This is a genomic window from Winogradskyella ursingii (assembly GCF_013403975.1).
Taxonomy (GTDB): domain Bacteria; phylum Bacteroidota; class Bacteroidia; order Flavobacteriales; family Flavobacteriaceae; genus Winogradskyella; species Winogradskyella ursingii.
Map to the genome: position 1 here is coordinate 608,039 of NZ_JABFDH010000001.1, position 14,142 is coordinate 622,180.

Here is a 14,142-nt window from a genome sequence, read left to right on the forward strand (position 1 = left end):
TACGCAATTTTATTTCTCGAATAACAATGTCTATTTGTTTTACGTTTAAGTATTTATGAAAAAAGGAATACTTGCGTTCGTACTATTATCAGCAATTCTGCTTTTAGCATTTCAACTCAGGTTGATTAAAAGTAAGGAAGCTCAACAATTCATTGAAGAATAAACATTACTGAAGCAGAAATGCACTTTTTATTCAAAAAGCATTATTGTATTTTTGTTTTATGTCAAAACCTCTAACAGCTCAAGAGCTTCATAATTTAGCAATGAACCATGTAGGCAAAGATTTGGAGTCCCGTGGTTTTGAGTTTGTCGCCATTAATAGTAAGCTTAAACGTCATCCGCAATTTGTATGTATCGATAAGAATAGTCAGTATTTTTTTGTAGTTGTAAGAGCAGTTTTACTTCCTGAAAATCCTAATAATTATGATGTCGTTTGGATGGAAACATTTAAAAGACATGCTTATGAAAAAGATGCAAAAGTACTTTATGCAGGAGTAGGTTTGGGGAATCCAAAAGGCGAAGATTTGCCAATATATCTAAATGAAGAATACCTCATTGAATACAACGGCATCCAAATCATAGAAATGAATTTAAACTAACCTTTTGATTTCTGCGCGTCACACCGATATTTCCTGGCCTGTGCTTGTCGAAGGGTCGAAGTGAAGACAGAAATTTTATTGTATTTCATCAAATAAATCATGAAGATCTTAATTTTTTTAGTTTCAATTTTAACAGTAATCTCTTGTTCTGAAAAAGCACCCGAAAACATTAAGCTTTCAGGTCCAGTGTTTGGTACAGGTTACAATATTCAATATTATGCTGAAGACGAAGTCAGCTATCAACAACAGATAGATAGTCTCTTTGAGGTTGTCAATAATTCTATGTCCACCTACATTGAAGATTCCGACATTTCAAAATTCAATAGAAACGAAACAATTGAAGTTGATTCGCATTTTAAAACTGTTTTCAATACTTCCAAAAAAATCTTCAAGGAAACCAAGGGGGTTTTTGATCCTACAATCGGAAATGTAGTTAACGCATGGGATTTTGGCCCAGACCGCAACAAATTCCTTACCGATAGCGTGACCATTTCAAAATTGATGCAGGACGTAGGGTTTGATAAAATTATAATGCTCGAAGATCGATTTATAAGACCAGCGAATGCTTATTTGGATTTTAATGCTATAGCCAAGGGTTATGGTATTGATGTCATTTCAGAATTCTTGCAATCCAAGGGCATCGATAATTATTTGGTTGATATCGGTGGCGATTTGAGAACTGGTGGTATTAATGTTGAAAAGCAAAAAGGCTGGACCGTTGGTATAGATGACCCAAATTTTGATGGTACTCAGACCTACTCAAAAGTCATTGTGTTGTCCAACAATGCGATGGCAACTTCTGGAACCTATAGAAAATTTAAAACTGATGAAGAAGGCAATAGATACGCACACATCATAAATACCAAAACAGGCTATCCAACCAAAACCGAAGTTCTAAGTGTTTCAGTTATTGCGCCTAATTGTATGTTGGCCGATGGTTATGCAACCGCTTTTCAAGCCATGGGAATTGAGAGTGTAAAAGGTTTTTTAAAAACGCATTCTGAGCTAAAAGTCTATTTTATTTATGAAGATGAAAATGGGGAATTGAATAATTTAGGGCTAAATGGTTTTCCTGAATGATCTATTTGTAAACCACAGGAATAATTTCACCTTTCGCCAATCGATACTTGTCTACAGTTTCATCTGAAAGTTTAGAAGTATAATCAACTTCTTCAACCTTAAAACCTACGGAACGAAGTTTATCAAAATAATCCTGGCCGTAAATTCTAACATGGTCGTATTGTCCAAAGATTTTGGTACGTTCTTTTTTGTCCGTTATTGAATCATCTTCAAAAGTGGAATCGCGATTTAAGTCTTGCGGAATCTGAAAAATCCCGTAACCACCTTTTCTCATGACTCGATATAATTCTTGCATGGCTTTGGTATCATCCGGAATATGTTCTAACACATGGTTACATAGAATGATGTCAAAAGAATTGTCCTCAAAAGGTAAATTGCAAATATCAGCCTTCACGTCTGCAATGGGTGAATTTAAATCTGTGGTGGTATAATCTAAATTTTCGAGATTTCTGAAGCGGTTTAAAAAACATTGTTCTGGAGCAAAATGAAGAAGTCTTTTGTTGGCTTTAAAAAAATCTGTTTCATTCTTTAGATATAGCCAAAGTAACCTGTGGCGTTCTAAGCTTAAAGTTGATGGTGATAATATATTGTTGCGCTGCTTACCATAACCATATGGTAAAAATTTAATAAAACTTTTCCCATCAATTGGATCGGTATAGGTTTTTCCTTTGAGTAAGAATGCTAAAATAGGACGAATGGCATAGCTGAGCCTAATAAGTATAGGTCTTGGAATAAAATTTAAAAAAAGTCTGAACAGAGATTTCATTTTAAAGCGTTAAAGCCTTTTGTCTAAATTTATCTTCTTCATCTGAAGTGATACCCAAGGCCTCATGCACATAAGCAAAAGTCGAAAGAATTTCAGGTTGTCCATCTACAATCGCTATGTCATGTTCAAAGTGCACACTAGGCTTGCCATCTTGGGTTACAATGGTCCAACCATCTTTAAGTTGTTTCACTTTATGAGTTCCTAAATTGATCATTGGCTCGATAGCTACGACCATACCTTCTATAAATTTTTTGCCTCTGCCACGTCTGCCATAGTTTGGCATTTCTGGATCTTCATGCATTTTTCGACCCAAGCCATGGCCAACGAGTTCTCTCACGACACCATAACCTTCGGCTTCACAATATTGCTGAATAGCATAACCAACATCACCAACACGATTTCCGATTTTAAGTTGTTCTATACCAACATAAAGAGATTCTTTTGTTGTTTTAATTAGTTTTTTAGTTTCAGCATCTACTTCACCAATTTCAAAAGTGTAAGCGTGGTCACCATAAAAATCATTCATTAAAGCACCACAATCAACCGATACAATATCTCCATTTTTTAATGGGATATCAGTTGGTAATCCATGAACAACCGCTTCGTTAACGCTACAAAGTAATGTGGATGGGCAATCGTAAAGTCCTTTGAATCCTGGTAAAGCGCCTTGGTCTCTTATAAATTCTTCTGCTATGGTATCTAAATAGTTAGTGGTAACACCTTCTTTTATTTCTTTAGCTAACATGCCTAAGGTCTTAGATACCACTAGCGCACTCTGGCGCATTAATTCAATCTCTTCTTTGGTTTTTACAATAATCATGAGGTCCTAATTAAGTTGGCAAAGATAGCCAATTAATGCAAAATGCTATTCTTAATATGGTTTTGAATGGATGTTAAGATTTCACTTTAACCAACCGAACAAACCACCCTTTTTGGCTTTGCTGAGATTTGGCTCTTCTTTAGTAATCATCTGATATATTTCACCCCAACCAAGAATGCCTCCAATATTTCTATCATCTATAAAAATATCTGCATGGATTTTTCGACTTCTTGTATAATCAAATTTTTCTTCTGGGAAACTTGCGTTGACCGCATAGAATTCTATACCGTTTTCTTTACAAAAATCTATGGCTTCTTCGAGTTTAGTACCACTTCGGTATGTCCACAAAATTAGTCTATGGCCATCGCTCTGAAGTCGTTTTAATGTTTCAAATGCAAAGATTCGTGTCTTTCCTATCTTGGGATAGGCATCTTCTACAATGGTACCATCAAAATCTACTGCTATTATTAATCGGTCTTGAAAATTCATGCTATCATTCAATTAAGGGCAAAGGTACTAAATTACCTATTTATACAAGACTATGTTGAGTCATAGCTTCAGGTTGCGATAACCCTATCATTTTTAATATCGTAGGAGCAATATCACCCAATACCCCATCCTTAACGGTTTTTATATCTTTATCAATCAAAATTATTGGAACGGGATTGGTGGTGTGTGCCGTATTAGGTGATCCATCAGGATTTATCATTGTTTCACAATTACCATGATCTGCTATGAGTATAGTGCTGTAGTCATTTTCCAGAGCAACTGTAATTACATCTTTTACACATGTGTCTACGGCTTCGCAAGCGGCTATGGCAGCAGACATTACACCTGTGTGTCCTACCATATCTCCATTGGCAAAATTTAAGCATACAAAATCTACTTCGCCATGCTCCAATTCTGGTATTAGTGCATCTCGTAATTCAAATGCGCTCATTTCTGGCTTGAGGTCATATGTGGCTACTTTTGGGGAATTTCTTAAAATTCTAGTTTCACCCTTAAAAGGTTTTTCCTGTCCTCCTGAAAAGAAAAAAGTAACATGGGGATACTTTTCTGTTTCTGCAATTCTAATTTGTTTTTTATTATGTTTTGAGAGGACTTCACCTAAAGTATCGGTAAGATTGTCTTTGGTAAAGACAACGTTTATTCCTGCAAAGCGTTCGTCATAACTAGTCATGGTCACATAATGCAAATTTAATTTGTGCATGTTGTATTCATGAAAATCCAATTGCGATAAAGCTTCTGTTAGCTGGCGTCCTCTATCAGTCCTAAAGTTGAAAAATATCACAACGTCATTTTCTTCAACCGTAGCAAGTGGAATATTGTTGTGATCAACGGAAACTAGAGGCCTTATAAATTCGTCCGTAACATCTGCGTTATAATTATCCTGAATGGATTGTAACACATCAGAGGTGTGTGAACCTTCTCCATTAACTATAGCATCATAAGCCAATTTAATACGTTCCCAGCGGTTATCTCTATCCATAGCGTAATACCTTCCGGTAACAGATGCTAATTTACCTGTGGTATTATCCATATATGATTTGAGATTTTTGATGAATCCCAGTCCAGATTTTGGATCTACATCCCTGCCATCTGTAAAGGCATGAACAAATACATCACTCAAGCCAAACTCTTTAGCCGCATCCAACAGTCCATATAGGTGATTGATATGAGAGTGTACTCCGCCATCACTTACCAAACCTAAAAGATGAACTTTTTTATTGTTTTCTTTTGCATACCTAAAGGCGTTTTTAATCACTACTTCCTCTCTCAAAGTTTTATTAGCTACGGCAAGGTTAATCTTTGCCAGATCCTGATATACAATTCTTCCGGCTCCCAGATTTATATGACCAACTTCACTGTTTCCCATTTGTCCTTCGGGCAAACCAACATGCAATCCATCAGTTCTTAAACTTGCATTAGGGAATTTTGAGTATAACGAATCTATAAATGGGGTTTTGGCGTGGTCTATGGCAGAGACTTTCGGGTCGGGTGATGTTCCCCAACCGTCTAAAATCATAAGGATGACTTTTTTGTTCATGTGTTTTGCTTTAGTAATTTCAAATATAATATATCCAATAGGATAACACTTTTGAACACTAAAAATATTACGAGTTTATCTAATTTTTAAACCTGAATGATAAGAATGTTAATTAAAATTGAGTTTTTGTGATGGTGTTAACATATTTGTTTTCAAAGCGTTAAATAAATGTTATTTAGGATTTTACGGTGTAACACTTTTAAAAATAAGTCGTCTCTTTAATGTAATCAAAAATCAAATCAATTAATTTAAACATCATTCATCATGAAAAAAACAGCAGTAATCTTAGCTCTAGCATTGGGCCTTTCAATCGGAAATTTAAATGCAACAAACGACCTTTTAACTTCTAAAGTAGACGAAATCGTACTAAACAATGTAGAGGTTTCACCATTATGTAAAGCAATTGCATTTGGGGATTTAGAAGAAGTAAACAGACTTATAAAAGCTGGAGTAAAAGTTAATGAAAAATCTGAAGGTATGGCACCTATCCATTATGCAGCTAAATATAATCGCGTAAAGATTATTAGAGCATTACTCACAGCTGGAGCCGAAGTACACGAACTTTGCGATAAGGGATATACACCATTGACACATGCAAAGCAATCTAAGGCAACAGATGCCGAAAATTTCTTAAAAAGATTTAAAAAGAAAACTGTCTAGGAGTAGGCAATTATTTGAGTTAGTTAGTCAAAAAATGCGTCTTTTTTTAAAAGTCGCATTTTTGTTTACATAAAATCTAAATAAAGATATATTTTTAGCTTTCAATTTTTTGTTCTAATGGCATTCACCTTCAAGATTATCCCAAACTCAAATTTAGACTTGATTATACCACTGGTTTATGATCTCAACAATGGAAAAGTGAGCAAAAAAATCTTGAAATCTCGATTTGATGAAATGAGAAATCAAAATTACGAGTGTGCCGGTATTTTTGAAAACGATGAATTAATTGGTATTTCTGGGATGTGGTTTTGCACAAGGCATTATATGGGAAAATCTGTAGAATTTGATCATGTATTTATCAAGCCTGAAAACAGAGGTGGTGGATTGGGCAAAAAATTTATGAGCTGGCTTTATGATTATGTTAAAGAAAAAGGATGTAATTCTGCTGAATTGAACACATATGTTCAAAATTATCCTTCACATAAATTTTATTACAACGAGGATTTTGAAATTTGGGGCTATCATTTTTTGAAGCAATTATAGCTTATTTCAAAAAGCTTAAATCTGAATTTGTTTCAACTTCATATGCTGCTTTTCTATATTCAAAAATTCTGGCATCCAGTTTTCCTTTCAAACTTATTTCATTTTCTTTAACCTTTATCCAACTGCCTTCGCGCAATCCAATAACCGGTTGCGTATTGTAAGTATGAAATTCTTTTATACGCATTTCCCGAGTTTCTCCCATGTGTGTGCTATTGGGACTTGGGTCTAAATAATGCGGATTAATATTAAATGGCACCAAACCCAAGGTTTTAAAACTTGGAGGATATACAATGGGCATGTCGTTGGTTGTATTCATCGTGAGTCCGCAAATATTACTGCCTGCGCTTGTTCCTAAATAAGGCGTTCCTGATAAAACGACTGCTCTTATCGATTCTAATATAGCGTTTCTATAGATTTCATTTACAAGCACAAAAGTGTTGCCACCACCCACAAAAATTCCTTTAGCGTTTTTTATGGCCTCAACGGGATTTTTAAACTCGTGTAGTCCTTTTACCTTTTTATCAATTTTTGCAAAAGCTTCTTTAGCCTTTTCGGTGTACTCATCGTGAGAAATTCCACTTGGTCTGGCGTAGGGTACAAATAAAATTTCATTTACAGATTCAAAATGGATTTTAAGTTCTTCGAGTAAATATTCTAAATAGCCACTTCCGTGAATGGTTGAAGTACTCGCTATAATTAATGATTTCAAAATGGTAAGTTTTAAATATTCAATTTAATCCCTCATAGATTGTTGTTACTCTTATTTAACATAAATTTACAAGCGTTTTCCTATGAGTTTAAAATTATAAATACGAAATTTAATACTTATAACCAATTCTATGAAATATACAGCACTATTACTTTTTAGCCTTTTTACAATAATCACTTTTGGTCAGGACGTTCAACGGACTAAGGTCAACGGTAAAATAATTGTGTCTTCCGAGGATAAGGAAGGCGTAACCGTTTATAATACTTCTTCGAACAAAGGTACTGTTACAGACAAAAACGGAAATTTTGAAATTAATGTAGCGGTTAATGATGAGGTGGAATTTGGTGCGCTCCAATTTAAAAATTTCACAGTCACTGTAACCGAGCAGGTTGTGAGAACCAAAACCATGACGGTAATTTTGGTGGAGGAAGTGAATAAATTAGATGAAGTGGTACTATTGCCATTTGGATTAACGGGAAATCTTAACGTAGATTTAGATAACGTAAGGACGTATAATGCCAGTTTAGATGCGATTTATTTTGGTTTAAATAATATCGATGACTTTGAGTTTTCCGCAGATTATAAATCCAAACCTGATAATGCTGCTTTTAGGGAATATCAGCCAGAAGTTCGAAATATGTTAGATTTTGTAAATCTTGCAAAATTGTTTTGGTCTAAAAAAGATAAAGAATCCGATACTGAGCTTACAGAGGCAGAAAAAGCGGTTCCAAAAACACCAGTTCAAGAAAAAATAGATACATATGGAGCTGACTATATGGCAACTAACTTTAACGTACCTACCAAACAATATGGTGCTTTCATAGATTATGTTGAGGCAAAAGGCATAGACAAGACGCTTTTAAATAACGGCAATGAAGTGCAGTTTTTAGAACGAATTAATAATCTCAGCAAAGAGTTCTTGAAAAACAGAGGTGAAAAAGAGTAATTATATTGTACTGTTTTTGGTTGTGATTTGTTCGTGTGTGCTAAATGCTCAGCGCAAAGAACTTAGAGGTCAACTAATTGCCGATGACGATGTAGAAGGAATTCACATTTTGAACAAAACGGCTGCTAAATATGCCATTTCAAATGAGGATGGCAGTTTTTTAATTCCTGCAAAAGCATTCGACACTCTTACCATTTCGGGTTTAAAATATGAAATCAAAGAAGTCATTATCATTAAATCCATGGTAGAACTAGGTAGCTTCTCAGTGCAGCTAACTGAAAAAATCAATCAACTTAACCAAGTTGTTATCGGTAAATTATTAACGGGTAGTTTGGAGTCTGACCTTGAAAATTCCGATGCTGAAACCGAAATAAATTTCTACGATTTAGGAATTCTTGGAAACGTAAAAAAGCCGTTAACACAAAATGAGCAAAAGTTACATGATGCTGATGGACAAGATTGGGGTGCGATTGGTTTAGGCTTCAGTCTCAATTTTCACAAATTATTAAATCGAGTGAGCGGCCGCACCAAAAAACTTCGAGAAATCGTAGAATTGGACAATAGAAACAAGTGCATCACAAGGTTAAGGAGAGAATATGCCGAAATTATCTTCGAAAAGGATAGTTTGGCAGAGCATCTTAAAAATGAATATTTCATGTTCTGCGAGGAAGATCCTGCATTTGAGCTACTTTGTGAAAGAAATAATGATCTTAAATCTATTGAATTCCTAAAATCAAAACTTATAGCTTATAAAGAAAACAGAAAGGAATTTACAAAAGACTAAATTTGGAATACTTTTTGAAAGCTACAGAAAACTCACTTACTTAATTATGATGAAGCCACTACATTTTTTATTTGCATTTTTAATGTTTTCGTTATTAATATCTACCAGCGTGAAACATGAATATTATGTGAGTGTCACAAAAGTAGAATATTCAAAAAAAGCGCAGTCTCTTCAGATTATCAGCCAAATTTTTATTGACGATTTTGAAAAGCTCCTTCGAGAACGCTATGACGAAACAATTACTTTAGATTCAAAAGATGAAAACAAATTGGTGGAAGAATATATGAGCCGATATTTGTCAGATAAACTCAAATTAAAAGTTAATGGGAAGTCTTTAAATTTTAAATTTATTGGTAGAGAATACAAAGACGATATTACCTATTGTTATTTAGAAATTGAAAATGTTTCACAAATTAATTCAATTCATGTAGTCAATAAGGTTTTATTTGACGTTTTTCCAGACCAACAGAATATTGTTAGACTAAAATTAAAGAATAAAAATAAAAGTTTTTTACTTACACCTTCTAAAGATAGTTGCTTGTTAAATTTTGATTAAAACAAGTCTATAACCGCCTAAAATCGCTATTTTAGGCATCATTTAATAACACTAAAATCAATTATGAAAATTCTTAAGTATTACTTATGCGCCATTATGTTTGTGTCAGTGAGCGCATTTGCCCAAGACGAGGTAAAACCAGAGCGTAAACCAGGTCACACCAACGAAAACAAATTTAAACAATTGTATGATGAATTTGCTACACCAAATATGTTTAGAACAGGTTCTGGTGCACCGGGACCAGCTTATTATCAGCAGCAAGCAGATTACAAAATGGATATTGAAATCGATGACGACAATGCCAGACTGTTTGGTAACGAAACCATCACATATACAAACAACTCACCAGATGAGTTAAAATATCTTTGGGTACAGTTGGACCAAAATATGAGAGCTGAGGATTCTAAAACTCCATTAATCAATAATGAAAGACCACAAGAAGCTACCTATCCAAGTAGTTTTACAAATAGCTATCTTAAAGAGCCTTTAGACAGAGGGTTTAATATAGAACACGTAAAAGATGTAAACGGAAAAGATTTGCCTCATATGATCAATAGAACTATGATGCGAGTAGAATTGCCTAAACCAATGAAAACAGGTGATAAATTTTCTTTCAAAATTAAATGGAATTACAACATCAATAATCATGTGACAGAAGGTGGTCGTTCTGGGTATGAATATTTCGAGGAAAACGATAATAAAATTTACGTTATGGCACAGTTTTACCCACGTATGGCTGTTTATAATGATGTAGAAGGTTGGCAAAATTCACAATTTTGGGGACGCGATGAATTTGCTTTACCATTTGGTGATTTTGATGTGAACATTACAGTGCCTGCTGACCATATTTTGGATGGTACTGGCTACTTAACAAATAGAAAAGAGGTGTTTACTTCAGATATGATGAAACGTTATGAGAAGGCAAAAAAATCTTACGATGAGCCAGTAATGATTGTAACACAAGCTGAAGCTGAAAAAGCTGAAAAAACAAAAAGCAAGGATAAGAAAACTTGGAAGCTTTCTGCACAAATGGTTCGTGATTTCGGTTTTGCTACATCACGTAAATTTCTTTGGGATATGATGGCTGTTAAAGTTGGCGACAAAGATGTCATGGCAGTTTCTATGTACTCAAAAGAAGGTAACCCTTTATGGGAACAGTGGTCTACCAAAGCAGTGGCAAGTACTTTGAAGTCTTATTCTCGTATGACGTTCGATTATCCTTACCACAAAGCCATTTCAGTACATGCACCAATGGGTATGGAATACCCTATGATTTGTTTCAATTTTGGTCGTCCTGATGCAGAAGGAAATTATTCAGATAGGACTAAATACGGAATGATCAGTGTTATCATCCATGAGGTAGGTCATAACTTTTTTCCAATGATTGTAAATAGTGATGAGCGCCAGTGGACGTGGATGGACGAAGGTCTAAACACGTTTGTGCAATACGTTGCAGAACAAGATTTTGGAGAATGGTATCCAAAAGCACTTTCGCCAGATGATAAAACTTACCCTTCCAGAAGAGGTCCTGCTCAAAATATAGTAAGGTATATGGGTGGAGACCAAGATTTCATAATGCCTATTATGACAAAAGGATTAAACACCTACCAATTCGGTAATAATGCATACGCCAAACCAGCAACAGGACTGAATATTTTGAGAGAAACCATTATGGGTCGTGATCTTTTTGACTATGCCTTTAGAGAGTATTCTAATCGTTGGATGTTTAAACACCCAACACCAGAAGATTTTTTCCGTACCATGGAAGACGCTTCTGCAGTAGATTTAGATTGGTTTTGGAGAGGATGGTTTTACACCACAGATTACACAGATATTGGTGTAAAAGAGGTAAAGAAATATCAGGTGTCTAGTACGCCTACAGCAGCAGTTAAAAAGCAAATAGAAGCTCAAGGCCGTTCAGTTGATGATTTACCACCTTTAGTATATTTTGTTGAAGAAGGCAGTGAAGATTATAATGAGAATATGAAAGGTGGAGACCTCATGGAAAATACTACAACGCTCAATGAATATGTAATGGATAATTTTACACCAGAGGAACGTAAAAAGTTGAAGTCGCCAAAGTATTTTTACAATATTACTTTCAATAAACCAGGAGGATTGGTAATGCCATTAATTGTAGAATATACCTACGCAGATGGTACTAAAGAGAAAATCACTTATCCTGCACAAGTTTGGAGGTTGAATGACCAAGAGGTAAGCAAAAATATTGCAAGCGAAAAAGAACTTGTTTCTGTCGTTGTTGATCCAGATTTAGAGACAGCGGATGTTGATACTTCAAATAATTCTTGGCCTCGTGAAGCCACAGAGAGTGAATTTGATAAGTTTAAAAACACAATTAAAGATTAAGTTTTTAAGTATAAAATAATATAAGCCGACTTTAATAGTCGGCTTTTTTTTTGAAATTTTTGTAATATCAATATTTGAATTAATACAATTTAAAGAAATACTTAATTAATATTATTAAGTTAATGTTAGATAATTTCAATTTCAAACTAATTATATTTGCATCGTGATACAGTTAACAACATTTCTATTCATCGGTGGCACTGAGCTCATCTTTATCCTATTTATAGTGGTAATGGTTTTTGGTGCAGATAAAATTCCGGAAATCGCAAGAGGCCTAGGAAAAGGGATGCGTCAACTTAAAGATGCGACCAATGATATTAAACATGAAGTGACCAAAAGCGCCAAAGAAAATAATGTGATTGACACCGAAGTCACAAAAAGCGTGAACGAAGAATTAAAGAAGGTTAAAGACGATCTTGAAGATTTTACAGGTTCCCTAAAGCGGGATATGTAATTATTTTTTCCGGCTTATGGTCAAGCCATCTCTAATTGGTAACACGACTGTTTCAATCCTATCATCAGTTTTAAGTAAAGTATTATAATCTAAAACTGCTTTGGTAGATTGATCTTTACTGTTTAATTGTTCAACCACTTTACCGTGCCACAATACATTATCTGATACTATGATACCGGCAGGTTCCAGTTTATCTATAATCAAATGGAAGTAGTTACTGTAATTGGGTTTATCTGCATCAATAAATACCAAATCAAAATTCATATCCAATAGCGGAATAATTTCTAAAGCATTACCAGTGTGTTGATTAATTTGGTGACCGTACTGAGACTTATTAAAATATTTTCTTTGAAAGTCTACCAGCTCTTCATTTATATCTATTGTGTGAATTATCCCATCTACGTGTAATCCTTCAGCTAAACACAGTGTGGAATAACCTGTAAATGTACCTAATTCTAAAATTGTTTTTGGCTGGATTAATTTTGAAATCATGCTCAAAACACGCCCTTGATAAGGTCCGCTGAGCATAATAGGTTGTAGTACTTTTTGGTAGGTTTCTCGAGTAAGCTGTTGAAGCAGTTCTGGTTCTTTTTCAGAATGTTCAACAATGTAATTATCCAGTTTTTCGGGTAGAAAATGCATTATGACAAAATTCGTTTTAATAATTTGTCTTTTGCAGTTTGATCATCGCCACAAAGCCACTGAATCACATTATCTTCCCAAATGGCATCACGTTCAGTCTCGCTAATAATATTTCTTTCTATGGCCAAATCGAGAATCTTTCCTGGATAAGATGATTGTTTTTCGCTTTCCATTTCTCCTAAAGGGTAAGGATCGTCTAAACCCATTAAAACTTGTTTAGAACCTTGATTCTTAATTAGTAGTTCTAATCCTCCGGTGTCATGAACTAAGGTGTCAAAAAATATATTTCTGTGGCCTACTGCTTTTCTTGGATGGCTTTTACCCTCAAATAAATCTGGACGGCCATCGAATCCTTGGATACGTCGACCAAGATTAATTTGTGCTAATTGTCCTCCATGTGCAAAGCAAGTTCTCATGTTAGGATATTTGTCTTGATAACCGTTTAAAGTCAAAAAATGATACGCATCTGCACATTGAGCCAACATCCAAATGAGATGAAAACGCCAAGACGTATTTTCGAGCTTTATGAATTTTTCTCCATCATAAGGATGAATTTCAACAGCAAGATTGTATTTATTAGCCAGTTCAAAAATAGGCTCGTTTTCTTCATCAAAAATACAGCGCCATGTACCAATAGTATCCATGTAATGGGTTGGTAAACAAAGCAATTGCATACCTAATTCCTCGACACAACGCTCGATTTCCCAGCATGCTCCCCTCACAAATCCTGGATGAACTACAAAACCACATGTGAATTTGCTCGGATTTTCACGCTGAATTTTAGCATTAAAATCATTCTGAAATCTTAATGCTTGCTTCATTTCCTCTACACGAAGACCATTGCCATATAGTTGAGATAAATTCAACACAACAGCATGGTCAATTTTAAAGCGTTCCATCCAAGCGAGCTTTTCATTTAAGAAAAAGCTCGAATCGGTTATTGGTCGGTTCCAATCTTTTTGTAGCATATATTTACGGTCTTTATCGACCCAAAAAATGCCTTTATCTTTCATAAACTGAGGTATATCCTCAGGATAGGGTAGTAAGTGAGAGTGACCGTTTATTCTTAATTTATTTTTCATATGTTATGCTGTATGCAGTCTAAGCATCTCTTTTTGTCATTCCTGCCAAGGCAGGAATCTATTCTCAATTGAATAATTGTAAGTTTT

At 34.7% G+C, this 14,142-nt stretch carries 16 protein-coding genes; 9 read left to right on the forward strand and 7 right to left on the reverse strand.

Annotation, left to right across the window (positions count from 1 at the left end; all coding sequences use genetic code 11):
- Positions 1-221 precede the first annotated feature (221 nt).
- The gene (locus HM983_RS02735; protein WP_179343856.1) at positions 222-599 is read left to right on the forward strand and encodes a Na(+)-translocating NADH-quinone reductase subunit F; all 378 of its coding nucleotides are present in this window, start codon (positions 222-224) and stop codon (positions 597-599) included.
- Positions 600-698: 99 nt separating this feature from the next.
- Positions 699-1,679 (forward strand): FAD:protein FMN transferase, encoded by a 981-nt coding sequence (locus HM983_RS02740; RefSeq protein WP_179343857.1) that lies wholly within the window; start codon positions 699-701, stop codon positions 1,677-1,679.
- A gap of 1 nt (position 1,680) precedes the next feature.
- Here the strand turns inward: HM983_RS02740 and HM983_RS02745 are convergent, their stop codons facing one another.
- The 4 genes from HM983_RS02745 to gpmI form a co-directional block, all read right to left on the reverse strand.
- Positions 1,681-2,445 (reverse strand): class I SAM-dependent methyltransferase, encoded by a 765-nt coding sequence (locus tag HM983_RS02745; RefSeq protein WP_179343858.1) that lies wholly within the window; start codon positions 2,443-2,445, stop codon positions 1,681-1,683.
- A 1-nt stretch (position 2,446) separates the two neighbouring features.
- Entirely contained in the window at positions 2,447-3,265 is an 819-nt protein-coding gene (gene map / locus HM983_RS02750) for a type I methionyl aminopeptidase (RefSeq protein WP_179343859.1), read from the reverse strand.
- Between the two features lie 81 nt (positions 3,266-3,346).
- Complete coding sequence (locus tag HM983_RS02755; protein ID WP_179343860.1) at positions 3,347-3,754, reverse strand: BT0820 family HAD-type phosphatase; 408 nt, start codon at positions 3,752-3,754, stop codon at positions 3,347-3,349.
- 40 nt (positions 3,755-3,794) lie between these two features.
- A complete protein-coding gene (gene gpmI / locus HM983_RS02760) occupies positions 3,795-5,312 on the reverse strand; it encodes a 2,3-bisphosphoglycerate-independent phosphoglycerate mutase (RefSeq protein ID WP_179343861.1) in 1,518 nt (505 codons plus the stop codon).
- A gap of 264 nt (positions 5,313-5,576) precedes the next feature.
- Between gpmI and HM983_RS02765 the strand changes: the two genes are divergently transcribed.
- The gene (locus tag HM983_RS02765; RefSeq protein WP_179343862.1) at positions 5,577-5,972 is read left to right on the forward strand and encodes an ankyrin repeat domain-containing protein; all 396 of its coding nucleotides are present in this window, start codon (positions 5,577-5,579) and stop codon (positions 5,970-5,972) included.
- A gap of 117 nt (positions 5,973-6,089) precedes the next feature.
- Entirely contained in the window at positions 6,090-6,515 is a 426-nt protein-coding gene (locus HM983_RS02770; protein ID WP_179343863.1) for a GNAT family N-acetyltransferase, read from the forward strand.
- A 1-nt stretch (position 6,516) separates the two neighbouring features.
- Here HM983_RS02770 and pepE read toward each other — a convergent pair whose 3' ends face one another.
- Positions 6,517-7,224, reverse strand: coding sequence for a dipeptidase PepE (gene pepE, locus HM983_RS02775; protein WP_179343864.1), 708 nt, complete (start codon positions 7,222-7,224; stop codon positions 6,517-6,519).
- Between the two features lie 130 nt (positions 7,225-7,354).
- On the opposite strand from pepE, the gene HM983_RS02780 reads away from it, so the two are divergent.
- From HM983_RS02780 to HM983_RS02800, 5 genes are all read left to right on the forward strand, one after another.
- A complete protein-coding gene (locus HM983_RS02780) occupies positions 7,355-8,170 on the forward strand; it encodes a carboxypeptidase-like regulatory domain-containing protein (RefSeq protein WP_179343865.1) in 816 nt (271 codons plus the stop codon).
- Positions 8,157-8,954 (forward strand): peptidase associated/transthyretin-like domain-containing protein, encoded by a 798-nt coding sequence (locus HM983_RS02785; protein WP_179343866.1) that lies wholly within the window; start codon positions 8,157-8,159, stop codon positions 8,952-8,954. Before HM983_RS02780 ends, HM983_RS02785 begins: the two co-directional genes overlap by 14 nt.
- A 46-nt stretch (positions 8,955-9,000) precedes the next feature.
- Positions 9,001-9,510: a DUF6702 family protein gene (locus tag HM983_RS02790; RefSeq protein WP_246277442.1), complete on the forward strand. Its 510-nt coding sequence runs from the start codon at positions 9,001-9,003 to the stop codon at positions 9,508-9,510.
- Positions 9,511-9,573: 63 nt separating this feature from the next.
- Positions 9,574-11,877, forward strand: coding sequence for a M1 family metallopeptidase (locus HM983_RS02795; protein WP_179343867.1), 2,304 nt, complete (start codon positions 9,574-9,576; stop codon positions 11,875-11,877).
- 163 nt (positions 11,878-12,040) lie between these two features.
- Positions 12,041-12,331: a Sec-independent protein translocase subunit TatA/TatB gene (locus tag HM983_RS02800; RefSeq protein ID WP_179343868.1), complete on the forward strand. Its 291-nt coding sequence runs from the start codon at positions 12,041-12,043 to the stop codon at positions 12,329-12,331.
- Here the strand turns inward: HM983_RS02800 and HM983_RS02805 are convergent, their stop codons facing one another.
- Together HM983_RS02805 and HM983_RS02810 are read right to left on the reverse strand one after the other, a co-directional pair.
- Positions 12,332-12,973, reverse strand: a complete 642-nt coding sequence (locus HM983_RS02805; RefSeq protein WP_179343869.1) for an O-methyltransferase — start codon at positions 12,971-12,973, stop codon at positions 12,332-12,334.
- Positions 12,973-14,055, reverse strand: coding sequence for an amidohydrolase family protein (locus tag HM983_RS02810; RefSeq protein WP_179343870.1), 1,083 nt, complete (start codon positions 14,053-14,055; stop codon positions 12,973-12,975). Before HM983_RS02810 ends, HM983_RS02805 begins: the two co-directional genes overlap by 1 nt.
- Positions 14,056-14,142 lie beyond the last annotated feature (87 nt).

Excerpts from the sequence above, each read along its gene's own strand:
- HM983_RS02755 (WP_179343860.1), bottom strand. The coding sequence starts at position 3,754 with ATGAATTTTCAAGACCGATTAATAATAGCAGTAGATTTTGATGGTACC.
- HM983_RS02745 (WP_179343858.1), bottom strand. The coding sequence starts at position 2,445 with ATGAAATCTCTGTTCAGACTTTTTTTAAATTTTATTCCAAGACCTATA.
- gpmI (WP_179343861.1), bottom strand. The coding sequence starts at position 5,312 with ATGAACAAAAAAGTCATCCTTATGATTTTAGACGGTTGGGGAACATCA.
- HM983_RS02795 (WP_179343867.1), top strand. The coding sequence starts at position 9,574 with ATGAAAATTCTTAAGTATTACTTATGCGCCATTATGTTTGTGTCAGTG.
- map (WP_179343859.1), bottom strand. The coding sequence starts at position 3,265 with ATGATTATTGTAAAAACCAAAGAAGAGATTGAATTAATGCGCCAGAGT.
- HM983_RS02765 (WP_179343862.1), top strand. The coding sequence starts at position 5,577 with ATGAAAAAAACAGCAGTAATCTTAGCTCTAGCATTGGGCCTTTCAATC.
- HM983_RS02805 (WP_179343869.1), bottom strand. The coding sequence starts at position 12,973 with ATGCATTTTCTACCCGAAAAACTGGATAATTACATTGTTGAACATTCT.
- HM983_RS02735 (WP_179343856.1), top strand. The coding sequence starts at position 222 with ATGTCAAAACCTCTAACAGCTCAAGAGCTTCATAATTTAGCAATGAAC.
- HM983_RS02790 (WP_246277442.1), top strand. The coding sequence starts at position 9,001 with ATGATGAAGCCACTACATTTTTTATTTGCATTTTTAATGTTTTCGTTA.
- HM983_RS02810 (WP_179343870.1), bottom strand. The coding sequence starts at position 14,055 with ATGAAAAATAAATTAAGAATAAACGGTCACTCTCACTTACTACCCTAT.
- HM983_RS02740 (WP_179343857.1), top strand. The coding sequence starts at position 699 with ATGAAGATCTTAATTTTTTTAGTTTCAATTTTAACAGTAATCTCTTGT.
- HM983_RS02780 (WP_179343865.1), top strand. The coding sequence starts at position 7,355 with ATGAAATATACAGCACTATTACTTTTTAGCCTTTTTACAATAATCACT.
- HM983_RS02770 (WP_179343863.1), top strand. The coding sequence starts at position 6,090 with ATGGCATTCACCTTCAAGATTATCCCAAACTCAAATTTAGACTTGATT.